Consider the following 23904-nt stretch of genomic DNA (forward strand, 5'->3'; position numbering starts at 1 on the left):
TTGTCTCCCGTCCCACGACCTGCCACGGAAGGATCCCCGGTGACCTCGGAGCGGTTACGGCTGATGGCGGTGCACGCGCACCCGGACGACGAGTCCAGCAAGGGTGCCGCGACCACCGCACGGTACGCCGCCGAGGGCGTCGACGTGCTGGTCGTGACCTGCACGGGCGGCGAGCGCGGCGACGTGCTCAACCCGCACTACGGGCCCGCCCCCGAAGGGCTGGAGGCGATGCGGGCCGTGCGCCGCGAGGAGATGGCCGCCGCCGCGGCGGCGCTGGGGGTGCGTCAGCACTGGCTGGGGTTCGTCGACTCCGGGCTCCCGGAGGGCGACCCGCTGCCGCCGCTGCCGGAGGGGTCGTTCGGCACGCTCCCGCTCGAGGAGGCGTCGGCCCCGCTGGTCGAGCTGGTCCGGGAGTTCCGCCCGCACGTGGTCACCACGTACGACCCGACGGGCGGGTACCCGCACCCCGACCACATCATGTGCCACCGCGTGGCCGTGGAGGCGTTCGACGCCGCCGGCGACGCGGAGCGCTACCGCGGGCGCGGTGCGCCGTGGATGCCCCTGAAGCTGTACTACAACCACGGCTTCTCGCTCGCGCGGATGCGGGCGGTGCACGACGCGATCGTCGCGGCCGGGGGCGAGTCGCCGTTCAGCGACTGGATCGACTCCCGCCAGGCGCGCGAGGTGCCCGAGCGCGAGGTGACGACGCGCATCGAGTGTGCCGAGTACTTCGACCGGCGCGACGCCGCGCTGCGCGCGCACGCGACGCAGATCGACCCCGAGGGCTGGTTCTTCGCCGTCCCGCGCGACGTCGAGCTCGCCAGCTGGCGGGACGAGGAGTACGAGCTCGCGCAGTCCCGCGTCGAGACCACCCTGCCCGAGACCGACCTGTTCGCGGGGATCCGCGGGACGGAGCACGCACGATGAACACGCTGGTGGCGACCGCACTGGTCGCCGGGGTCCGCTGGTCCCAGCGACTGCCGGGGCCGACGATCGAGAGCCCCGAGGAGGGGTCCCCCGGGCTCGCGGGGTTCATCGCGACGTTCGTGCTGGCGCTCGCGGTCATCCTTCTCGCGGTGTCCTTCTCGCGGCGCATGCGGCGCGCGACGCACCGCGAGCGGCTGCGTGGGTCCGCCGGCGAGGGCACGGTCGGTGACGGCACGGTCGGCGAGCGTGCCGGTGGTGAGGGTGCCGGCGCCGAGGGTGCCGGGACCGCCGCGTCGTCCGCGGGTGCCGTGACGGCGTCCGGCGACGTCGAGGACCCGCCGGCCGCGCCGCCCGCACCCGGGCGATGAGCGACCGACCCGCGCCGCCCCAGCGCCCCGCGGTGCGGGTGACCGTGGCCCAGCTGCAGGTCGGCCCGGACCGGACCGCGAACCTGCTGGCTGCGCAGGACGCGCTGCGCACGGCGGCGCGGGCGCGTGCCGACGTCGTGGTGCTGCCGGAGTACGCCTCCGCCTACGATCCCCGCGGGGTGGGCGTGGACCTCGCCGAGCCGCTGGACGGCCCCTTCGTCGGGGCGCTGCGTCAGGCCGCCGCGCGGCACGGGCTCGCCGTGGTGGCCGGGACGACGCTCCCCGACGGCGCCCCCGGCGCCGACGGGCGGCCGCGTGCCGTCAACGCGGTGGTCGCCGTGGACGCCACGGGCGACGTCGCGGGCGTGTACCGCAAGGTGCACCTCTACGACGCGTTCGGGCACCGGGAGTCGGACCGCCTCGCCCCGGGCCCCGCGGACGCCCCGCCGCTCGTGCTCGACGTGGCCGGCCTGCGGTTCGGCGTGCTGACCTGCTACGACCTGCGCTTCCCGGAGTCCGCGCGGCGCGTCGTCGACGCCGGCGCGGACGTGCTCGTGGTGCCGGCGGCGTGGGTCGCCGGCGACCTGAAGGCCCTGCACTGGCGGACCCTCGCCGTCGCCCGCGCCATCGAGAACACCGCCGCCGTCGTCGCTGTCGGGCAGGCCGGCACGGGTGTCGTGGGGCGCTCGCTGGTCGTCGGGCCGGACGGCGTCGTGGGGCTGGAGCTGGACGGGACGCCGCAGGTGCGGACCGTCGACCTGGACGCGGCCGCGCTGCGGGCCGTGCGCGAGCGCGACCCGTCGCTGGCCAACCGGCGGTACGCGGTGGTCCCCCGGGCCTGACGACGGGCCGGTGCCCGGTCAGGCCAGGCGTGTCCTGTCAGGCCAGGCGTGTCCTGTCAGGCCAGGCGGGACACCGCGATCGCGACGGCCACGAAGTGGCACCCGTAGCCGACCACGGTCAGCGCGTGGAAGATCTCGTGGAACCCGAACCAGCGCGGGCTGGGGTTGGGGCGCTTCATGCCGTAGATGATCGCGCCGACGGTGTACGCCAGGCCGCCGACGGCGATGAACCCGACGACCGTCGCGCCGCCGGTCTGCCAGAACTGCGGGAAGTACCCCACCGCGACCCAGCCGAGCGCGAGGTAGATCGGCACGTAGACCCACCGGGGCGCGCCGAGCCAGAAGATTCGCGCGAGCATGCCCACGACCGCACCGGACCACACGATGAGCAGCAGGCTGCGGGCGGTCGCCGGGGGCAGCAGCAGCACCGCGAGCGGCGTGTAGGTGCCGGCGATGATGAGGAAGATGTTGGTGTGGTCCAGGCGCCGCAGCAGCGCCGCCGTCCGCGGGGACCAGGTGCCGCGGTGGTACACCGCGCTGGTGCCGAAGAGCAGCACGGCGGTGACCCCGAAGACGGCCGTCGACCAGCGGGCCGCGGAGGTGGGGGACAGGGCCACCAGGGCGATGGACGCGACGAGGGCGATCGGGGCCACGCCGGCGTGGATCATGCCTCGCAGGCGGGGCTTGACGGCCTCGACCGCGGCCTCGACGGCGTCACCGACGGCGTCCGCCGCACGGGCGACGGGCCCGGCCTCGTGCGTGTCGTCGGCGGGGGCGCCGGGGGTCGCGGGGGCAGACCGGGAAGTGGGCTGACCGGGCGCCGGGTGAGTGCTCATCGGAGGCTGTGACCGCTTTCGTCCGCCGGAAGTTACGACACCGTAGGTTACGCCCGAACGGGGTGCCCCGGGACCACCCGCCGCCGGGGTGCCGCGGCGGCGAGTACCGTTGTCGGGTCCGACGTCCCACCCCCGGGGGAGGCTCCGCGTGCGCCTGCCGCACCCGCTGTACGGCCTGTACGAGCGACGGCTCGCCGCATCGCTCGACCCGGAGCAGGTGCCCCGGCACGTCGGCGTCATCCTCGACGGCAACCGCCGCTGGGCGCGCGGCAGCGGGCTGCCGTCCGCGACGGGCCACCGCCGCGGCGCGGACAAGATCAGCGACCTCCTGGAGTGGAGCGAGGACGTCGGCGTCGAGGTCGTGACGCTGTGGATGCTGTCGACGGACAACCTCGCGCGCGACCCCGCGGAGCTCGAGGAGCTGCTGCGTGTCATCGAGGACGTCGTGGGGGAGCTGGCGGCCGAGCGGCGCTGGCGCATCCAGGCGGTCGGGGCGCTCGACATGCTGCCGGACCGCACCGCGGCCGCGCTCAAGGCGGCGCAGGACGCGACGGCCGACGTCGAGGGCCTGCACGTCAACGTGGCGGTCGGCTACGGCGGGCGGCGCGAGATCGCCGACGCCGTGCGCTCGTTCCTGCGCATGCACGCCGACGCCGGCTCCAGCCTGGACGAGCTGGCCGAGGCGTTCGACGTCGAGCACATCGCCCAGCACCTGTACACGAAGGGCCAGCCGGACCCGGACCTCGTCATCCGCACGTCCGGCGAGCAGCGCCTCGGCGGGTTCCTGCTGTGGCAGAGCGCCCACTCCGAGTTCTACTTCTGCGAGGCGTACTGGCCGGACTTCCGGCGCGTCGACTTCCTGCGCGCCGTGCGCGCCTACAGCCAGCGGGAACGCCGGATGGGTCGCTGAGGCCTCCGTCGTCCAGGTGAACGGCGTGTGACGATTCGCGTGTCGTGACCCGATTCGTGCCGTCGCGGATGTGATGCGGGTTACGGTCGGGGCAACGGACGACACCCGTCGTCCCGGGAGGTCAGCCCATGGAGCATGCGCTCCGGGAGGAGGGCCGGTCCCGGCCCTCGGCCGACCGACCCCGTCCCGCCGCCGACTGCCGACCCGCGTGCGCGTCCGCGCCCCGAGTCGCCGGACGGCGCCCAGACCGGCACTGACGCGCCGAGGGGAGCCTGCCGTGGACCACATCTCGCAGCAGCAGCACGACGAGGGCACCGCACCTGTGACGGGCGGCCCCGCCGGCCCCCGCCTGACGTACGTCCTGGACACGTCGGTCCTGCTCTCCGACCCCCACGCGATCCGGCGGTTCGCCGAGCAGGACGTCGTCCTGCCGGTCGTGGTCATCACCGAGCTCGAGGCCAAGCGGCACCACCCGGAGCTCGGGTACTTCGCCCGCAGCGCGCTGCGCCTGCTCGACGACCTGCGCGTCGAGCACGGTCGGCTGGACGCCGCCGTCCCGGTGACCGACCAGGGCGGCACCCTGCGCGTCGAGCTCAACCACGTGGACCCGGCCGTGCTGCCCGCGGGCTTCCGGCTGGGGGACAACGACACGCGGATCCTCGCGGTCGCCGCCAACCTGGCCGCCGAGGGGCAGCACGTGGTCGTCGTGTCCAAGGACCTGCCGATGCGCGTCAAGGCGTCCGCCGTGGGGCTGCCGGCCGAGGAGTACCGCGCCGAGCTGGCCGTGGACTCCGGGTGGACGGGCATGGACGCGCTCGACGTGTCCGAGCAGCAGATGGCCGACCTGTGGGAGCACGAGTCGATCGCGCTGGCCGACGTCGTCACGGGCCCCTCGGCGCTCGCGGGCGGTGCGAGCGACCTGCCGTGCCACACGGGCCTGGTGCTGCACTCCCCGCGCGGGTCGGCGCTCGGGCGCGTCACGGCCGACAAGCACGTGCAGCTGGTGCGCGGCGACCAGGACGTGTTCGGGGTGCACGGCCGGTCGGCCGAGCAGCGCATCGCGATCGACCTGCTGCTCGACGAGGAGATCGGCATCGTGTCGCTGGGCGGTCGCGCCGGCACCGGCAAGTCGGCGCTGGCCCTGTGCGCGGGCCTGGAGGCCGTGCTCGAGCGGCGTCAGCACCGCAAGGTGATGGTCTTCCGCCCGCTGTACGCGGTGGGCGGCCAGGACCTGGGGTACCTGCCCGGCTCCGAGGCCGAGAAGATGAACCCCTGGGCGCAGGCCGTGTTCGACACGCTCGGCGCGCTGGTCAGCAAGGAGGTGGTCGAGGAGGTGCTCGACCGCGACCTGCTGGAGGTGCTGCCGCTGACGCACATCCGCGGCCGGTCGCTGCACGACGCGTTCGTGATCGTCGACGAGGCGCAGTCCCTCGAGCGCAACGTCCTGCTGACGGTGCTCTCGCGCATCGGGCAGTCGTCGCGGGTGGTGCTGACGCACGACGTTGCCCAGCGCGACAACCTGCGGGTGGGACGGCACGACGGCGTCGCCGCCGTGATCGAGGCGCTCAAGGGTCACCCGCTGTTCGCGCACGTGACGCTCACGCGGTCCGAGCGGTCACCGGTGGCGGCACTGGTCACCGAGCTCTTCGAGGGCATCGAGGCCTGAGCGTCCGACGCCCGTCGCGGGCCGGGTCCCCCGTGGGCCCGGCCCGCGGTGCGTTCCGGCGGTGCACCGTCCCGTGCGCACGGCCGGTGCGCGCGGTCGGGTGCTCCGCTGGACCGCCGTTTGATCCGGGCGTAATGTTCCGTGCGGAGTAGGACGAAGGTCACGGGTCGACGGGGGTGGACGATGGCGGGCGAGCCGAGCGCGGTCGCGGTGCTCGTCCTCGGTCTGCTCGACGAGCGGCCCCGCCACCCCTACGACGTCTTCACGACCCTGGTCGAGCGGGGCGACGCCCGGCTCGTGCGGGTCAACCCCGGCGCCGTCTACCACGCGGTGCAGCGGCTCGAGCGCGACGGCCTCGTCGAGGCGGTCGGCACCGAACGGTGCGGCAACCGACCCGAGCGCACCACCTACTCCGTCACGCCCGCCGGGCGGGCCACCCTCGGACGCGCCGTCACGGCCTACCTCGCCGACCACCGCCCCGCCTACGCGGACTTCCCGGTCGGGCTGGCCCACGCACCCGGTCTGCCCGCCGACGAGGTGGCCGCCGCGCTGACCACGCGCCGTGACCGGGAGGCGGCGCGGCTCGCCGACCTGCGGGACCGCCTCGACGAGGCGCTCGCCCTGGGCCTGCCCCGCCGGTTCGTCCTCGACGGGGAGCGCGAGCTCGCGCTGCTCGAGCGCGAGGTCGCCTGGCTGGACGAGGTGCTGCGCGACCTCGCCGACGGCACCCTCACCTGGGGCGGCCCTCCGCCCGACGACTTCCTGGCCGCGCGCGAGCGCCGTCAGGCGCGGGTCGACGCGCACCCGGGCTGAGCCCGCGCCGCCCGCACCCGCCCCACGCCGACGTCGCCCCGGGCGACCGCCGCACCGCACCACTCGTACCCGCGCCGACCGGCGCCCCCAGACCGGAGCACGCCATGACCTCGTCCGCACCCGGTGTCGACCTGCACGGGCGCAGCCCGTGGAGCGTCCTGCCCCCGCTGTGCCTCGGCTTCTTCATGATCATGGTCGACACGACCATCGTGAACATCGCCGTCCCCACCCTGCAGGACGTGTTCGACGCCGACCTCGTCACCGTCGGGTGGGTCAACAGCGCGTACCTGCTGACCTTCGCCGTGCTGCTGCTGGTCACCGGCCGGCTGGGCGACCGGTTCGGTCCCCGGCCGGTGTTCGTCGCCGGGCTCGTGGTGTTCACGGCCGCGTCGCTGGCCTGCGGCCTGGCGGGGTCCGTCGAGGTGCTCATCGCCGCCCGCGCCGTGCAGGGCGTCGGCGGTGCGCTCATGACGCCGCAGACGATGGCGATGATCACGCGGGTGTTCCCGCCGCAGAAGCGCGGTGCTGCCCTGGGCGTGTGGGGCTCGGTGGCCGGTGTCGCCACCATCACCGGACCCGTGCTCGGCGGCGTGATCGTCGAGACGATCGGGTGGGAGTGGATCTTCTACGTCAACATCCCGGTCGGCGTCGTCGCGCTGTGGCTGTCCCTGACGCGGCTGCCCGCCCTGCCGACGCACGCGCGCACGTTCGACGTGCCCGGTGTCGTGCTGTCCGTCGTGGGCCTGAGCCTCCTCGTGTTCGGCCTGCAGGAAGGACCGAGCTACGGGTGGGGCACGATCGTCGGCCCGGTGACCGTGCCCCTGGTCGTCGGCGCCGGTGCCCTGGTGTCGGCCGCGTTCCTGCTCTGGCAGCGCCACCGCGGCGACGACGCGCTGCTGCCCCTGCGGCTCTTCGCGCACCGCAACTTCTCGCTGGCCAACGTGGCGGGAGCCGCGGTGTCGTTCGCCATGACGGGCATCTTCTTCCCGTTCACGCTGTACCTGCAGCAGGTGCTCGGGCTCTCGCCCCTGCACGCCGCGCTCGTGGGTCTGCCCGGGTCGCTGATCTCCGGCGTGGTCGCCCCGTTCGCGGGCCGCCTGTCCGACCGTGTCGCGGGCAAGTGGGTGGTGGCCACCGGGTTCTCCGTGCTGGCCGTGTCCATCGGGATCCTCGCGACGCAGGTGCAGCCCGACGTCGAGGTCTGGCGCCTCGTGGTGCCGATGCTCGGCTTCGGTGTCGGGACCGGGCTGGTGTTCTCCCCGCTGGGCAACCTCGCGACGACCGGCCTGGACCAGCGCACGGCAGGGGCCGGAGCCGGTGCGTTCAACACGAACCGCCAGGTGGGCGGGGTCATCGGGTCCGCGGTCGTCGTGGCGCTGCTGACGTCGCGGCTCGCGGTCACGATGCCTGCGGCGGCACGCGACGCGGCCGCGGGCCTGCCGGCCGAGCTGCGCACGCCCTTCGTCGACGGCTTCCGGCAGGCGGCGGCAGCCGGCCTGGGATCGGCCGGGGGCGGCTTCGACCTGCCGGCGGGTGTCCCGGCCGAGGTGGCCGAGCAGCTGCGTGCGGCGGCGCAGTCCGCCGCCGGAGCCGGGTTCGCCGCGGCCGCCGGCCAGACGCTGGGGTTCACCGTGCTCGTGCTGCTGCTGGGTGCCGCCTGCGCGTTCGCGATGCGCGGCGGCCGTCCGCAGCACGCGGCACCGGCACCGGACAGGGACGTCAGCGCCGCCGTCGGCTGACGGGCCGGGCGCGGCCGGACGACCGCCCGTGGCGCGGGGGTCAGCGGGACCCGGTCAGCGCGCCCCGGTCGGCTCGCCCCGGTCGGCGCGCCCGGTCAGCGGGCCCCGACGCGCAGCACCTCGCCGAGCCGCTCCCGGCGCCGCACGGCCTGCTCCACGGCCACGGCGACGGCGAGGGCGGCCCCGAGCGCGACCGCGGCGAGCAGCACCGGCCACGCCACGAGGCTCACCGGGACGTCGCCGGGGCTGCCGGTCACCCACGACAGCCCGAGCGTCCGGGCGATCAGCGGCGGCAGCGCCAGCCCGATGACCGTGCCGCCGACGAACCCGCCGAGCACGAGCGGTGCCAGCTCGCCGAGCGTCGCCCACCGCGCGGTCCGCGCGTCCAGGCCCAGCGTGCGCAGCGTCGACAGCGTCCGCCCGCGTTCCCCCGACGTCGCGACCACCACGAGGGCGAGCGCCACCACGGCGAGACCGGACAGCGCGGCGACCGCGACGACCAGCAGCGTCATGAGGGCCGACGGGAGCGGGGCCCGCGACCAGTCGCGCCACCACCCGTCCGCCGTGGTCACCGTCACGCCTGGCAGCTGGGCGAACCCCAGGTCGGCGACGGCCTGCTCGGCCCCTGGCCCCGCGACCCAGACCCGCGTCGTCGCGGGCAGCCGGTCCGACACGGTGGCCAGCGCGCCGGAGTCGATCACGACGACGCCGTCGTCGCCGGTGCGCGTGGCGTGGGCGGCACGCGCGTCGACGGGTGGGGGGCCGTTGTCGGCCAGGACCGTCGTCGCGCCGCGCACGTCGACGTCGACCCGCCCGGAGATGACCTGCAGCTCGGTGCCCCCGGTGACGTCCACCCGGTCCAGCAGCGCGGCGTCCGCGAGCGCGGGCAGGCGACCGTCGGAGGCCTCGCCCAGCGTCGCCAGGCCCGCGTCGACGGGCAGGCCACGGGCCGCGCGCACCTCGGCGAGGGCGGCGGTGTCGACGACGACGACCGTGGCCCTCGGATCCGACCCGGGGCCGAACGCGCGTCCGCCGATCTGGGCGCCCGTGGCGACCGCGGTCACGCCGTCGGCGGTGCCGAGCCGAGCGATCGCGGCGCGGGCGGCGTCGGAGTCCATGACGCCGTCGATCCGCACGTCCGCGGCCACGAGCTGGTCCGCGGCGGCCCGCTGGCCGTCGCGCACGCTCTGCACCAGCACCCCGCTCAGGACGACGAGCGCCACGGCGACCGTGACGGTCAGCAGCGGCAGCAGGGCCGTCGCGGCACGGTGCGCCCGGCTCACGGCGAGCGGTGCGGCCAGCCCGCGCGACCTCATCGCCCACCCCGCCGCCGCCTGCACCGCCGCGGGTGCCGCCCGCGCGACGAGCAGCGCCGCGGCGGCCGCGAGGAGCACGGGCGCGGCAGCGAGCAGCGGGTCCGCCTGCGTGGACGCCTGCGGGACGATCCCGCGGCCGCGCAGGGCGAGGACGGCGGCCACGGCCACCACGGTCACACCCACCTCGACGACCAGCCGCCGGGCGCGACGCAGACCGGCGAGGCGTGCCCGCTCGCGGCGGTCCGCCGGTGTGCGGCGCCCCGTCCAGGCGCCGCGGGCGGCCCGGACGGCCAGGACCGCGGGCGCCACCACGGCGACCAGCGCCACCGCCGTCGCGGTCCAGGTCGGGCCCGCGGTGCCGGGCAGCCACCAGGCGACGGCACCACCGGCGACGAGGGCCGCCAGCAGGGCCGTGGGCAGGGACTCCAGGAGGCTGCGGGTGGCGACGGACGCGAGCGACGCGCCGCGCGCGCGGTCCGCGGCCAGGTGCGTGCGCCGACGCTCCACCAGCAGACCGGCTGCGAGCACGAGGCAGCACGCGGCCGTCGTGCCGACCCCCGTCACCACGAGCGTGGCCTGCGCGAGGACGGCGGCGAGGTGGGCGTCGAACGCGTCGACCACCTGGGGCAGGCCGCTCGTCACGATCGCCTCCCGGGCCGCCACCGTCTGGATCGAGCGGCGCAGCCGGTGCGCGTCGTCGACCGTGAGGGCGTCGGTGTCCACCGGGGCGACGGCCGAGCCGCCGAGCTGCGTCCCCCCGACGACGGCGACCATGTCCCACCGCACCGTGGGCGGCACGTACAGGCCGACGGGGTCCCTCTCGTCGGCCGGCACCGCGAGCAGCTCGGGGACGGTCGACCAGCGGACGTCGGCAGGGTCCACGGCCTCGTAGAGCCCGGTGACTCGCGCCTCCACCGTCTCGCCGCGCTTCACCAGGCTGACGGTGACCGGCCCGTCGGTGGGGTCCACGCCGAGCTCGTCCGCGGACGCCACGCTCAGCCCGACCTCGATGGCACGGGGCCCCAGGTCCGTCTGCGTCGCGGCCGGCAGCACGTCGTCGGGGGAGACGGTCTCCGGGTCGGGCACCAGGGTCGCCGGCTCGCGTCCGGCGGTCCACCGCACCGGCGGCGCCGGGTCGGACGGCGTCTCGATCGTGAGGAGACGGGCGGGGAACCGCTGCGCGTCGAGCAGGGCGACGAAGGGCGGCGACGTCGACACCGCGGTCGCGGGACGCAGGTCCTCGAAGGTCTCGTCGAGCATCACGGCCGCCTCGACGGGGAAGGCGAACGGGTCCTCCGGCGGGGGGTACACGAACTCCGCCACGGCGACCGGTGCGACGACGTCCGCCTCGGCGCCCGCGTGGGTGACGGCCTCGCGCAGCGCGTCGTCGGCCGTGCGGGCCAGCAGGCGCGGCACGGCCAGCAGCGCCAGCAGCGTCGCGGTCAGCAGGACCGCGGTGCCGATGACCAGGCCCGCGTCCTGGCGGGCACGGCGCCGGGTGACGAGCACCGCGTCCCCGGTCGTCGCCCGCAGACGGGTGGCGGTGGTGCCGGTCACTGCGCGTCCCCCATCCGCAGCGCGGCGCCGGACGCGCGACGCAGGCCCAGGCCGACGACCGCCGTGACGACGGCGCACGCCGCGACGACGAGGCCCGTGGTCCGGACCGCCTGGCGCCCCCAGCCCCACACCAGGCGGGGATCGGGGGAGGGTGGACGGCCGTCGGGCGACAGGGTCAGCAGCGGCGCGACCACCGCCGACAGGCCGTAGCCGGCGAGCAGACCGACGGCGGCGGCGAGCACGACGAGCAGCGTGGTCTCCACCACCAGCCCGCCCACGAGACCCTGCCGTGACGCACCGAGGGCCTGGAGGCGGGCCAGCTCGAGCCGTCGCGCCCGCAGCGCCGCCGCCGCCACCGTCCCGACTCCGACCAGCACCAGCACCACGGCGGCGATCGTGAGCAGGGACAGCGCTGCGGGCACCGCGGCCGAGACGGGTCCGGCGACCGCGGTGGCGCGTCGTCCGGCGCGCGACGTCAGCTCCGCGTCCGTCCCCGTGAGCTCCGCCGCCACGGCCGCGACGGCGGGCTGCGGCCCGGCCACCCAGAAGACGTCCGCGAGGCCTGGTTGCCCGCCGGTGTCCAGCACGCTCCACGCCAGGACGCGGTGGTCCACGAGCAGGGCCGGGCGGCCCGGTGCCCCCGGCACGTCGTCGACGACGCGCTGCACCACGACGTCGACCGGCGTGCCCGTCACGCTCAGCGACAGGAGGTCGCCCTCCCGGACGTCGATCTCCTGCACCAGGGCCCGGCTGACGACGGCGGGCACCGGCGTCGTCGGCCTCCCGACGCTCGCGACGAGACTCGCCTGGGTCATCGCACGGCCGTCGCCGAGCACGGAGCCCGTGATCTCGAGCGCGCGGTCGGGATCGCCCGGGGTCAGACCGCCCGCGACGTCGAGCGCCGACGTCCGGGGCGCCTGGTGGACGGTCCCGGACCAGCCGTCGCCGGTGACCGTCATCGCCGGCCCGGGTGCCTCGGCGGCTGCGGCGTAGTGGGTGACACCGGCCGACCGGGGGACGCCGTGCAGGCCGTGCAGCGTCAGCCGGACATCCAGCTGACGGACGCTGCCGCGGATCGGTGCGGCGGCGTCGAGGTCCGGCAGCGCCTCGGGCGCGACGAACGCCCCGACGGCGACGAGCCGCAGGTGGTCCGACCGCGGCACCTGCGTGGCGACCTGGACGCGCTCACCCAGCCGGACGGTGCGCGGGGCGAGCTGGACCACGACGCCGCGGTCGTCCTCCACCGTCAGGTGCACCAGGCCCGAGCCGCCCCCGGTGACCGGGTCCGTCGTGACCGTGACGTCGGCGACGAGCCACTGCGTGTCCGGGGGCACGTCGGCGGCGGTACCGGTCGGCGGGGGCAGGGTGCCGAGGCCCGCGAGCAGGTCGGCGGGCTCGGTGCCGGTGCGTCCGCGGACGTCCTGCGGCCGTGAGGCGTCGACCGCCAGCAACCGCGCCGAGACACCGGCGGTGCCGTTCCGGGGACCCACGTCGACGTGGCGGTCGACCACCGGCTGGGCGTGGACCGTCGGGTGGTCCGCGGTGGCCCCGGCCACCGCCACGGACGCCGTCAGCGGGGCGTCGGGGAAGCCTCCGACGCGCAGGTCCGTCCCGAGGGCGAGGTCGACCTGCTCGAGCTGGGAGGTCCGCCACGTCGCACCGAACGCGGCCGAGAACGACCCGGCGGCCACCGCGACGACCACCAGCAGGACGGTCCCCGACGCGACGGCGGGACGCCGGGCGACCTGCCAGGCCGCGTACGGCGCGACGAACGAGCGCGCGCCCGCGGCGAGGGCGTCGGCCCCCCGTCCGACGGGTGCCACGAGGCGCAGCGCGACCGTGGCGACCGCGAGGACGACGAGCGCGGGACCGGCGACCAGGACGACGTCGACGTACGGGCCGCCGGTGCCGCGGACCACGGGGGAGCCGTACGTCACCAGCTGGGCCAGTGCGACGGCGGCGATCCCGAGCAGCATCACGTCGGCCCCCGCGCGCAGCAGACCCGCGTGCGCGGTCCCCGTGCTGGACCCGGCGGTGTGCCAGGCGGGGACGCACAGCGCCACCGCGAGGACACCGGCCATCGCGGCGCACGCGAGCAGGACGGGGGCCGGGACGCCGGGTCCCACCTGGTAGCCGGCCGCCGTCAGGTCGCCCGACCGCACGAGGGCGCCCAGAGCTGCCTGGGCGGCCCACGGCGCCGCCAGCCAGGTGAGCGCGGCCAGCCCCAGCGCCTCCAGCACGACGGCCGAGCGCAGCTGGCCCGGCGAGGCGCCGCGCGCCGCGAGCAGCTCGTTCTCGGCGGTCCGGCGCTCGGCCAGCAGCCGTGCCGCCAGGAGCATGACCGTCGTCGCGAGCGTCGCCAGCAGCAGGCCCGTCGTCACCACGCCGGCGCGCGCGACGGCGACCTGCCACCCGATGGCGTCGACCGTGTCGTCCAGCGAGGTGGTCAGCCGGCCGCGTACCTCCGGCCGGATCGCCTCGGCGAGGAGGACGGGCCCGTCGACGACCCGCTCGCGCAGCCCCGCGACCGCGTCGGGCGACGCCTCGCCCAGCCGCGGCTCGGCGAGCAGGTAGGCCGTGTCGACGGTCCCCGCACCGCTGAGGACCGACGGGTCGACCAGGAACGGTCCCCAGGCCACGGTCGTCCGCATCCCCGCACTGCCCGGCACGTTCCGGGCGGGATCCATGCCGGCGCCGCGCAGCCGGTCGCGTGCCCACCCCGCGCTCGGTCCGATCGCCTCGTACGTGCCGACGACGGTCCAGGTCGCGTCCTGCCGGGTCTCCCAGACCTTGGCGTCGATCCGTGCGCCGACCCCCCACCCGTTCGACGTCGCCGCGATCACCGGGACGGCGACCTCGAGCGCGCCGTCCGGTGCGGTCGTCGCCTGCGGCCACCGGCCGTCGACCAGCCGTGCGGTGCTCTCCGTGCGTGGCAGCGTGGCGAGGTAGGCCATGTGCGCGGGCACACCGTCCGGGCGCGGAACTGCGTACCACGGGCCGATGAGCCAGGTCGCGACGTCCGTCGGGACGTCCCCCGTGATCGCCGCCAACCCGTCGCCGGCCTTGGCGAGGACCGTCTCCGTGTCCTCGCCGTCGACCCAGACCGTGGCCTCGATCCGCACGTCGTCGGGGTCGAGATCACCCAGAGCGGAGCGGACGGCATCGGTCTGCGCGAGGTGCAGCAGACCCGCGAGCAGGCCGACCACGGTGGTCGCCGCCACGGCCACGGCCGTCACCATCAGGACCACCAGGGACTGGTCCCGCAGCCGCCCGCCCACGACGCGCGCCCGCCAGCCCGCACCGCCCGGCCCTCCTGGCCGCACCACGTGACGCACCGGTCGTGTCCCGGTCAGCCGTCGACGAGCCGGCCGTCGGCCAGGTGCACGACCCGGTCCGCCAGGGCGACCATCACCGGGTCGTGGGTCGAGACGATCGCGGTCATGCCCTCGGCCTCGACGACCGCACGGATCAGCGCCATGACCGCCCGGCCCGTCTCGGAGTCGAGCTGCCCGGTCGGCTCGTCGGCGATGAGCAGGCGCGGGGAGTTGGCCAGGGCGCGCGCGATGGCGACGCGCTGCTGCTGCCCGCCGGACAGCTGCCCGGGGCGCTGCTTGGCGTGCGGCCCGAGCCCGACCAGGTCGAGCAGCAGCTGGACCCTCGCCTCGCGCTCGTCGACCGGGGTGCGTCGCATCCGCAGCGGCACCCCGACGTTCTCGGCCGCCGTCAGCACCGGCACCAGGCCGAACGTCTGGAACACGAACGCGACGACGTCACGCCGCAGGGAGACCAGGCCGCGCTCGTCGAGCGACGACACCTCCCGGCCCGCGACCTCGATGCGCCCGGCGTCGGGGCGGTCCAGACCGCCGATGGTGTTGAGCAGCGTCGTCTTGCCCGACCCCGAGCGCCCGACGAGCGCGACGAGCTCACCCGGGGCGACCTCGAGGGACACGTCGCGCAGCGCGTGCACGGCGGCGTGGCCGCTGCCGAAGGTGCGGTCCACGTGCTCGACGCGCACGAGCGGTGCCTGCGCGCCCGGGGTGGTCCCCGCCGCGGCGGTGGTGGTGGCGGTCATCGGGCTCTCCGTCCGTGTCCGGGGTGGTCCTCGCCCCGCTGCGCCGTCGCCGGGGTGGTCGTCGGGGCTGCCGCGGCGGGGGTGTCGTGCCCGCGGCGGACCGCGACGTGCGACTGCTCGAGCGTGAGCCGCACCCGGCCGACCAGCTCGAGCGTCTCGCGGTACTCCTGCGGCAGCTGCACGCGCCCGGCGCGGTCCAGCACGGCGAACTCCTCGGCCACCTCGTGCTCGGTGCCGTCGTCGCGGGTCGCGGTGCGGCGCAGCACCTCCGAGCTCGTGCGGCCGTCGCGGATCGCGACCGTGCGCTGCACGTGGTCGCTGACCCCCGGGTCGTGCGTCACGACCACGACGGTGGTGCCCAGGTCGCGGTTGACGGCCCGCATCGCCTCCAGCACGTCCGCGGACGTCGCGGTGTCGAGCTCACCGGTGGGCTCGTCGGCGAACAGGACGCGCGGGGCGTTGGCCAGGCCGACGGCGATCGCGACGCGCTGCTGCTCACCGCCGGACATCTGCCCCGGGCGGCGGTCCGCGCAGTACGCCACGCCGAGCACGTCCAGCAGGGCGTCGGCCTCGGTGCGGCGCTGCTTGCGCGGCCTGCCCGCCAGCGCCATGGGCAGGGCCACGTTCTCCGCCGCCGTCAGGTACGGCACGAGGTTGCGTGCGGTCTGCTGCCACACGAACCCGACCGTGGAGCGGCGGTACTCCACGCGCTCGCGGGCGGTCATCGTCATGAGGTCCCACTCGCCGACGCGCACGTTGCCGGCGGTCGGCACGTCGAGCCCGGACAGCACCGACAGCAGCGTCGACTTGCCGGAGCCGGACGCGCCGACGACGGCGATCATCTCGCCCTCGTCGACGAGCAGGTCCAGCCCCTGCAGGGCCTGCACCTCGATGCCCTCGGCCTGGTAGATGCGCACGAGCGACTCGCACACGATGAGCGACGTGCGCCCGAACGCCTCCGGGCGTGCCCGCGCACGTTCCTCCAGCGTCGCCAGGCTCGTCCGGGCTGCGTCCTGCTGCACCGTCGTCCCGTGGTCCATGGCCTGCTCCATCCTGGTCATCGTTCACCCACCCGCAGCACTTCCCCGAGCCGGTCCCGGCGGCGGACGGCCCGCTCGACGGCGACGGCCACCACGAGCGCGACCAGCAGCGCGGCGACCGCCACGCTGACCGGCCACCACGTGACGTCGATCGTGGTCCCGCGCGGCTCACCCGTCAGCCGGCGCAGGCCGAGGGACCCGCCGATCAGCGCCGGCAGCCCCAGCCCGATCACGCAGCCGCCCAGCAGGCCGCCGAGCACCAGCGGGGCCAGCTCCCCGAGCGTCGCCCACCGGGCCGTCCGCCCGTCCAGCCCGAGGGTGCGCAGGGCGGACAGGGTCCGTCCCCGCTCCCGCGCGGTCGCGACCACCACCAGCACCAGCGCGAGGACAGCCAGCGCGGCCAGCAGGCCCGTCGCCGCCAGGAACGTGGCCGTCAGCGCCGAGGGCAGCGTCGACTGCGACCAGGCCTGGTACCAGCCGTCGCGGGTCGTCACGACCAGGCCCGACGTGGCGGGCGGGGCGATCTTCTCGGCCGCCACCGCGGCCACGGCGCCCGGGCCGGCGAGCCACACGCGGTCGACGCTCGCCTCCTGCGCCGTGACGTCGGCGAGCACCTGGCGGTCGACGACGACGATCCCGTCGTCCGGTCGGCCGAAGCGGACGGCCGCGCGCGTGTCCAGCGGCGGTGCCCCGGCGTCGGCGGTCAGGTCGGTGGCCCCCCGCACGTCCAGCCGGATCGTGGCGTTGAGCGCCGTCATGACCTGCTCGGTGCCCTCCGTGCCGGCCTTCGCCAGCAGGTCCCCGCCCACCAGTGCGGGGACGGTGCCGGCGGGTCCCGGCTCCGCCAGCGCCGCCAGGCCGGCCACCTCGGGCAGGCCCTGGGCGCGGCGCACCGCGTCGAGCTCGGCGGCGTCGACGACCACGAGCGTCGCCTTCAGGCCGGTCCGCTCACCGAACGCGCGCTTGCCCACCTGCGATCCCGTCGCGACGGTCGTGACGCCGGGCGCCCCCCGCAGCCGGTCGAGCAGCTCCGCGCCGCCGGCGGCGGCGATCGCACCGTCGATCCGGACGGGTGCGCCGACGAGCTCGTCCGCCGCCAGCTGCTGCCCGGTCCGCACCGTCTGCACGACGGTGCCCGACAGGACGACCAGGGCCACGGCGACCGTGACGGTGAGCAGGGGGACGACCGCGCTGGTGGCGCCGTGCGCGCGGGCGACGGCGAGCGGCGCCGCGAGGCCACGGGACCGCCCCGCCCAGCGGGCCGCCGCGCGGACCACAGCGGGGGAGACCCGGACGACCACCAGGGCCGCGGCGGATGCCAGGAGCACCGGTGCGGCGGCGAGCAGCGGGTCGATCTCGCCGGACTCGAGCGGGACCACGCCGCGCCCGGTCACGGCGATCAGGGCTGCCACCGCGAGGGTCACGACCACGCCCTCGACGACGAGCCGGCGAGCCCCGCGGCGCGCCTGCTGCGCGGCACGGTCCCGACGGTCCGCCGGGACGCGGCGACCGTTCGCGGCCTGCGCGGCGGTGCGTGCCGCGAGCACGGCCGGTGCGCCGGCGGCCACGAGGGCGACGGCCACCGTGAGCAGGGCCGAGCCCCGCTGGTCGGGCAGCCAGAGGAGGACCGCGCCGGTGGCGAGCACGGCGGCGAGCAGGACGACGGGGACCGACTCGACGAGCGCGCGGAACGCGACGGACGCGATCGACGCGCCGCGGGCGCGCTCGGCCGCGAAGTACGTGCGGCGGCGCTCCGTGAGGAGCGAGGCGGTGAGCACGAGGCACAGGGCAGCGGTGGTGGCCACGCCCGCGAGCACCAGGGACACCAGCGCCCGCGCTGCGGCCATGCCGGCGTCGAACGCCTCGACGACCCCCGGCAGGCCGGTCTGGAGGCGTCCGGTGGTGGCCGAGGTCCGCATGACGTCGGTGACCAGCGCGTGCGCGTCGCTGACCGTCATCCCGTCGGTGCGCACGGCGGAACGTGCCGAGCTGCGGACCGCGCGCTCGCCCACCACCCCGACCATGTCGGGGACCGCGGCGAACGGCACGTACGCCGAGACCCGCATCTCGACGGGCGCCCCGGGCGCCGAGGTCAGGGCCCCGAGGAGCCCGGGGTGGTCCTCCCAGATCGGGGACGTCGGGTCGACGGGCTCGTAGAGGCCCGTCACCACGACGTGGTCGTAGCCGCCGGGCTCGTCACGGCGCATCGTCATCGGACCGTCGGCCAGCGTGATCCCCAGCGCGGCGGCGGCCGCCGTGCTGAGGCCGACCTGCACGGTGAGCGGGTTCGCCGCCTCCGCGCCGCTCGGGTCCTCGGCCTCGTCCGGCTGGTCGGGGAGGTCCGCGGGGGCGGTGCCGACCACCCAGCGCACCGGCTCCGTGTCGGCCCCCGGGGTGGCGACGTGCACGAGGTCCGCGGCGAACGCACCCTCGGGCGTCCGCATGACGGTGTACGCGGAGGAGATCGTCACCACCGGGGGGTGCGTGACGTCCCCGAACTGGTAGCGCAGCCACCCCGCCGACTCGTAGCTGAGGGTCACCGGGTCCCTCGGTCCCTCCCCGTACGGGTCGGGCATGGCGCGCGCCAGCAGGTCGGCGTCGTCGCCGGCCGCGAGGATGCTCTCCTGCACCGCTCGGTCCGCCGTGCGCTCCAGCAGGCGGGGGACCGCCGACGTCAGGATGAGGGAGGCGAGCAGCAGGACCGCGCTGCCGATCAGCAGGCCCTTGTCCTGCGCGGCTCGCCGCCGCGCGACCAGCAGGGCGTCGCCGGTGGTCGCCCGGGCCAGGGCGCGTGTGGCTGCGGTCGTGCTCATCGGTCGTCCCCCAGCCGCAGGAGCGCCCCCGAGGCGCGTCGGACCAGCGCCGCGGCGAGCACGGCGACGACCGCGCAGGCGGCGGCAGCCAGCCCGGTCGTCAGGGCGAGCGACGCCCCCGGGTCCCACACGAGCACCGGGGCCGGCACCGGTCGGCGGCCGTCGGTGGACACCGTGAGGATGGGGGCGACGACGCGGGCCAGGCCGTACCCGATGGCCGCGCCGGCGACGGCACCGAGCGCGACCAGCAGCGCGTGCTCGCCGACGAGCCCGGCCACGAGCGAGCGCCGTCCTGCGCCGAGAGCCTGCAGCCTCGCGAGCTCCAGGCGCCGCGACCGCACGGCCGCGGCGGTGCTCGCGCCGAGGCCCACGAGCACGAGCACGAGGGTGGCGCCGGTGACCAGTGAGAGCGCGGCGGGCACGGCGACACGCAGGGGCCCGGCGACCGCCGCCTCCCGCTCGGTGACGCGGACCGTGGCGGTCGCCCCGGTCGAGCGGGCGATCTCCGCGGCGAGGACGGGCGCGGCCTCGTCGGGCGCCGTGAGCCACCAGGCGTCCACGAGCGGGTCCGTCCCGCCGGCCTCGGTGACCGCACGGGCGAGCGCTGTGCGGTCGGCCAGCAGGGCGGGTCCCCGGGGTGTCCCCGGCAGGTGGGGCGTGACCTCCTGGATCTTGGCGCTGATCTGCGCACCACCGGCGCGCAGGACGAGCACGGCACCCTTGCCGGAGGCGGCGCGCTCGGCCAACGACGAGGTGACGACGACGGGCAGCGTCGGGGAGGAGGGCCACGCGTGGGCCACGAGCACACCGTTGCCGTTGACCAGGCTCACCATGTCGAACGCGCCGTCGACCACGAGCGCGTTCACCGGGTGGGACGAGGCGGTGGGCACGGCGGCGGCCTCCCCGGTCCCGACCTCCCGGCGGGTCCCGTCGGTGGTCGCCGACCCCTGCCATCCCGACGCGGTCGTCTCCACGGCGGTGCCGCCGGTCTCGGAGGCCGTGAGCGCCTCGCTGTCCGACCCCGCACCGACCGTGCGGTCGACCACGCGCAGGTCGTGCAGCGCCACCCCGATCCGGCCCAGCCGGTCGTGTCCCTGCGCCCCGTCCGGCACCTCCGCCGGTACCGCCTGCAGCCCGACGACGCCCCGCAGCGCGACCAGTCGCAGCGGTCCGCGCGACCGCGGGACCTCGAGCACCAGCAGCGACGGCGAGCCGAGCGACAGCTCCGGTGCGCTCAGCCAGGAGCGGACCCCGACCTCGTCCTCGATGGCGAGCTGGAGGTCGACGCGGCCCTCGGCGTACGGCTGCGTGCCGGGCGTCACGGTCGCGACGATCCACTGGGGCTCGCCCGGCAGCGGCACGCCGGGTGCGTCCTGCCCCGTGGTCCCGCCCAGCTGGTCGACGAGCGTCGCCCACGACGGGTCCGACCGGCCGCGCAGCGCACCGGGGTCGGTGGTGTCGGCCGCGACGAGGCGGGCCTCGATCGACGCGGTGCCCCGGTCCGGTCCGAGGTTGCGCCCGAGGTTCGCCGTCCGGTCGACCACCGGCTGCAGCCGGGTGCCCGGGGGCGCGTCCGCCAGCCCGGCGCGCACGTCCGCCGACCCTGTCAGCCGCTCGGACGGCTGCCCGTCGATGCGGGCGTCGGTGCCCAGTGCCAGGTCGACCTGCTCCAGCTGGGACTCGCGCCAGGTCGCCTGGAAGGCCTGGGAGAAGGTCGCGGCGCCGACGGCGAGGACGACCACGAGCGTGGTGCCCGTGGCGGCGGCCGTCCGGCGCGACACCTGCCACGCCGCGAGCGGCGCGACCAGCGACCGGCTGCGGCGCGCGAGCACGTCCGCCCCGTGGGCCACGGGCCCCACCAGCCGCAGCGCGAGCACGGCGGCGGCGAGGGCGACCAGCGCGGGTCCGGCCACGAGCACCGGGTCCAGCCGCACGCCGGACGTCCCCTGGGTCAGCGGGGCGCCGTAGTCGACGAGCTGCCACAGGACGACCCCGGCGACCGCGACCAGACCGAGGTCGGCACCCGTCCGCACCAGCGCGGCGTGCGGCGCGGCGCTCGACGAGCCGCTGACGTGCCACGCGGGCACGACGAGCGCGACGGCCAGCACGACCGCGACGGCGCCGCACGCGAGCCAGACGGAGGTCGGGACACCGGGTGGTGTCCGCAGGCCGGCCGCCCCGAGCCCGCTGCGGTCGGCGAGGACGTCGAACACGGCGCGTGCCGCCAGCGGGGACACGGCCGCGGTGAGGACCGCGATCAGGGCGGCCTCGGCCACCGCGAGCGAGCGCAGCTGGTGCGGCGCCCCGCCCCGTGCCGCCAGCAGCGCGCCCTCACCGGCGCGGCGCTCGCTGAGCAGCCGTGCGGTGAGCAGCATCACCGTGGTCGCGAGCACGACCAGCAGGAGCCCGACGACGATGACGCCGATGCGGGTCACGGCCAGCTCCCGCGCGGCGGCGTCGATGGTGGTGCCGAGGTCCGTGCGCACGATGCCGCTCACCCCGGCGGCCTTCAGTGCGGCCGACAGGCGCGCCTGGGTGGTGTCCAGCGCCGTCCGCACGTCGGTCAGGGCACCGGGGGTGAGGTCGGTGATGGTCGGGGTGAACAGGACGTTCGCGGTCTCCGTGGTGCCCGCGCCGAGCAGGGTCTCGGGCGCCACGACCACCGGGCCCCAGACGTCGGCCGTCAGCCGTCCCCCGCTCCCGGGGACGGGGAACGCGGCGTCGTGCCCCGTGCCGCCCAGCAGGTCGCGCGACCACTGCAGGCTGCCGCCCGTGAGCACGTGGGTCCCCACGACGACCCAGGTGTCGGTGGTCTGGCCCCCCAGCGTGCGCACCGGGATCTCGGTGCCCGTCGACCAGCCGTAACGCTTCGCGGCGACGTCGGGCACGTTGACCTGGGTGCGGCCCGCGTCGTCCCGGGCGCGCTCCGGCCAGGCCCCGGACAGCAGCTCCGCGTGCTCGGGCACGGCCGGTGTGCTCGCGGGGTACGCCATCGGCGCGGTGCCGCCGCTCGGGTCGCGGGGCAGCATCCACAGGCGGCCCGTGAGCCAGGTCGTCTGCTCGGTCGGGACGTCGCCCAGGGTGTCGCCGATCACGGTCGAGGCGGCGTCGACGGCGGCCTGGACGTCGCGGTTCGACAGGCGGATCTTCGTCTCGAGCGTCAGCTCGGAGTCCGGCACGCGGGCGAGGGCGGCGTCCACCGCGCCGTCGCCCGTCGCGTGCAGCAGGAACGCGAAGGTCCCGAGCAGCGTGGTGGCCACGAAGGTGACCAGGGTGACGGTCGCCAGGACGGCGGCCTGGTCGCGCAGGCGTCCCAGGAGCACCTGCGCCCGCCAGCCCATCTGCGCCACCTCTCGTCCGCGCCGTCGTCGTCGCGCGACCGCACGGCGATGCTAGGCGAGATGAAAGCGCAGGTGGGGGGTGCTCTGACACTCGTTCGGGTGATAGGAAAGGTTGGGTCGGCGGGCGGGTCAATTCCGTGGCGTACGGGGTGCCCCGGGTCCTCCCGGGACACCCCGCACGCGCTGGTCAGGCCTGCGGCGGCCGGGTCATCGCGAGGACGTCCAGCGCCGCGTCGAGCTGCTCGAGCGTGAGGTCGCCGCGCTCGACGAAGCCCAGGTCGAGGGTCGCCTGGCGGATCGTCACCCCCGCCTTCACGGCGTGCTTGGCGATCTTCGCGGCGTTCTCGTAGCCGATGGTGCGGTTCAGCGGCGTCACGATCGACGGGGACGACTCCGCCAGCTCACGTGCGCGCTCGACGTTCGGTGTCGTGCCGGCCACCGTGCGGTCGGCCAGCACGCGCGACGCGTTCGACAGCAGGCGGATCGACTCGAGCACCGCCGAGGCGATCACGGGGATCTGCACGTTGAGCTCGAAGGTGCCGCTGGCACCGGCCCACGCGACCGTCGCGTCGTTGCCGACGACCCGGGAGCAGACCATGAGCACGGCCTCGGGCACCACGGGGTTGACCTTGCCGGGCATGATCGACGACCCGGGCTGCAGGTCGGGCAGGGCGATCTCCGCCAGGCCGGTGTTGGGGCCCGAGCCCATCCAGCGCAGGTCGTTGCAGATCTTGGTCAGGCTCACGGCGATGGTGCGCAGCGCGCCGGACAGCTCCACGAGGCCGTCGCGGGAGGACTGCGCCTCGAAGTGGTCGCGCGCCTCCGTCAGCGGCAGGCCCGTGTCCTCGACCAGCAGCGCGATCACGCGCTGCGGGAAGCCCGCGGGCGTGTTGATGCCGGTGCCGACCGCGGTGCCGCCCAGCGGGACCTCCGCGGCGCGCGGCAGCGCGGCCTGCAGGCGCTCGACGCCGTAGCGCACCGCCGCGGCGTACCCGCCGAACTCCTGGCCCAGCGTCACCGGGGTCGCGTCCATGAGGTGCGTGCGGCCCGACTTCACGACCTGCGCCCAGGCGGTCGCCTTCTCCTCCAGCGCGCCGGCGAGGTGCTCGAGCGCGGGGACGAGGTCGCGCACGACGCCCGCGGTGGCGGCCACGTGCACGGAGGTGGGGAAGACGTCGTTCGACGACTGCGACGCGTTGACGTGGTCGTTCGGGTGCACGTCGCGGCCCAGCAGGCGCGTCGCGAGCGTGGCGAGGACCTCGTTGGTGTTCATGTTCGAGCTGGTGCCCGAGCCGGTCTGGTAGACGTCGACCGGGAAGTGGGCGTCGTGGACCCCCGACGCGACCTCGTCCGCGGCGGTGGCGATCGCGTCGGCGACGTCCTGGGGGAGCACACCCAGCTCGGCGTTGGCGCGGGCGGCCGCCTTCTTCACGCGCGCGAGCGCCTCGATGTGGCCGCGCTCCAGGGTGCTCCCGGAGATCGGGAAGTTCTCCACCGCGCGCTGGGTCTGCGCGCGGTACAGCGCGTGGGCGGGCACGCGGACCTCACCCATCGTGTCGTGCTCGATGCGGTACGCGGGCTGGGCGTCGGCCGCGACGTCGGGACCGTTCGTGTCAGTCATGCGCACATCCTTCCACCGCCGCCGCGTCGGGTCGCGCAGGCTT

Annotated in this window: 15 protein-coding genes; 7 read left to right on the forward strand and 8 right to left on the reverse strand. The window is 76.3% G+C overall.

Annotation, left to right across the window (positions count from 1 at the left end; translation table 11 throughout):
- The first annotated feature begins 39 nt into the window (after positions 1–39).
- The 3 genes from mca to KG103_RS04985 are packed head-to-tail and all read left to right on the forward strand — an operon-like array spanning position 40 to position 2137.
- Positions 40–927: a mycothiol conjugate amidase Mca gene (gene mca, locus KG103_RS04975; protein ID WP_249670810.1), complete on the forward strand. Its 888-nt coding sequence runs from the start codon at positions 40–42 to the stop codon at positions 925–927.
- A complete protein-coding gene (locus KG103_RS04980; RefSeq protein ID WP_207341570.1) occupies positions 924–1295 on the forward strand; it encodes a hypothetical protein in 372 nt (123 codons plus the stop codon). Before mca ends, KG103_RS04980 begins: the two co-directional genes overlap by 4 nt.
- A complete protein-coding gene (locus KG103_RS04985; RefSeq protein WP_207341571.1) occupies positions 1292–2137 on the forward strand; it encodes a nitrilase-related carbon-nitrogen hydrolase in 846 nt (281 codons plus the stop codon). Before KG103_RS04980 ends, KG103_RS04985 begins: the two co-directional genes overlap by 4 nt.
- A 56-nt stretch (positions 2138–2193) precedes the next feature.
- Here KG103_RS04985 and trhA read toward each other — a convergent pair whose 3' ends face one another.
- Positions 2194–2973, reverse strand: coding sequence for a PAQR family membrane homeostasis protein TrhA (trhA, locus tag KG103_RS04990; protein ID WP_207341572.1), 780 nt, complete (start codon positions 2971–2973; stop codon positions 2194–2196).
- A gap of 148 nt (positions 2974–3121) precedes the next feature.
- Between trhA and KG103_RS04995 the strand changes: the two genes are divergently transcribed.
- The 4 genes from KG103_RS04995 (at position 3122) to KG103_RS05010 (ending at position 8101) form a co-directional block, all read left to right on the forward strand.
- Positions 3122–3883, forward strand: a complete 762-nt coding sequence (locus KG103_RS04995) for an isoprenyl transferase (RefSeq protein WP_207341573.1) — start codon at positions 3122–3124, stop codon at positions 3881–3883.
- 322 nt (positions 3884–4205) lie between these two features.
- On the forward strand, positions 4206–5549 hold the full coding sequence (locus KG103_RS05000; protein ID WP_207341707.1) for a PhoH family protein: 1344 nt from the start codon (positions 4206–4208) through the stop codon (positions 5547–5549).
- A 183-nt stretch (positions 5550–5732) separates the two neighbouring features.
- On the forward strand, positions 5733–6362 hold the full coding sequence (locus KG103_RS05005; protein ID WP_207341574.1) for a PadR family transcriptional regulator: 630 nt from the start codon (positions 5733–5735) through the stop codon (positions 6360–6362).
- Between the two features lie 104 nt (positions 6363–6466).
- Entirely contained in the window at positions 6467–8101 is a 1635-nt protein-coding gene (locus KG103_RS05010) for a DHA2 family efflux MFS transporter permease subunit (protein WP_207341575.1), read from the forward strand.
- A 95-nt stretch (positions 8102–8196) separates the two neighbouring features.
- Here KG103_RS05010 and KG103_RS05015 read toward each other — a convergent pair whose 3' ends face one another.
- From KG103_RS05015 to KG103_RS05045, 7 genes are all read right to left on the reverse strand, one after another.
- Positions 8197–10974, reverse strand: coding sequence for an FtsX-like permease family protein (locus KG103_RS05015; RefSeq protein WP_207341576.1), 2778 nt, complete (start codon positions 10972–10974; stop codon positions 8197–8199).
- Entirely contained in the window at positions 10971–14300 is a 3330-nt protein-coding gene (locus tag KG103_RS05020) for an FtsX-like permease family protein (RefSeq protein ID WP_207341577.1), read from the reverse strand. Before KG103_RS05020 ends, KG103_RS05015 begins: the two co-directional genes overlap by 4 nt.
- 23 nt (positions 14301–14323) lie before the next feature.
- On the reverse strand, positions 14324–15046 hold the full coding sequence (locus tag KG103_RS05025; protein WP_207341578.1) for an ABC transporter ATP-binding protein: 723 nt from the start codon (positions 15044–15046) through the stop codon (positions 14324–14326).
- Entirely contained in the window at positions 15043–16098 is a 1056-nt protein-coding gene (locus tag KG103_RS05030; protein ID WP_243656505.1) for an ABC transporter ATP-binding protein, read from the reverse strand. Before KG103_RS05030 ends, KG103_RS05025 begins: the two co-directional genes overlap by 4 nt.
- Before the next feature lie 5 nt (positions 16099–16103).
- A complete protein-coding gene (locus tag KG103_RS05035) occupies positions 16104–18899 on the reverse strand; it encodes an FtsX-like permease family protein (RefSeq protein WP_207341579.1) in 2796 nt (931 codons plus the stop codon).
- Entirely contained in the window at positions 18896–22240 is a 3345-nt protein-coding gene (locus KG103_RS05040) for an FtsX-like permease family protein (RefSeq protein ID WP_243656506.1), read from the reverse strand. The genes KG103_RS05035 and KG103_RS05040 overlap by 4 nt, the downstream gene beginning before the upstream one ends.
- Positions 22241–22427: 187 nt before the next feature.
- The gene (locus KG103_RS05045) at positions 22428–23861 is read right to left on the reverse strand and encodes a class II fumarate hydratase (RefSeq protein ID WP_207341581.1); all 1434 of its coding nucleotides are present in this window, start codon (positions 23859–23861) and stop codon (positions 22428–22430) included.
- Positions 23862–23904 lie beyond the last annotated feature (43 nt).

It is taken from the genome of Cellulomonas wangleii, assembly GCF_018388445.1.
In the GTDB taxonomy this organism is placed as follows: Bacteria; Actinomycetota; Actinomycetes; order Actinomycetales; family Cellulomonadaceae; genus Cellulomonas; species Cellulomonas wangleii.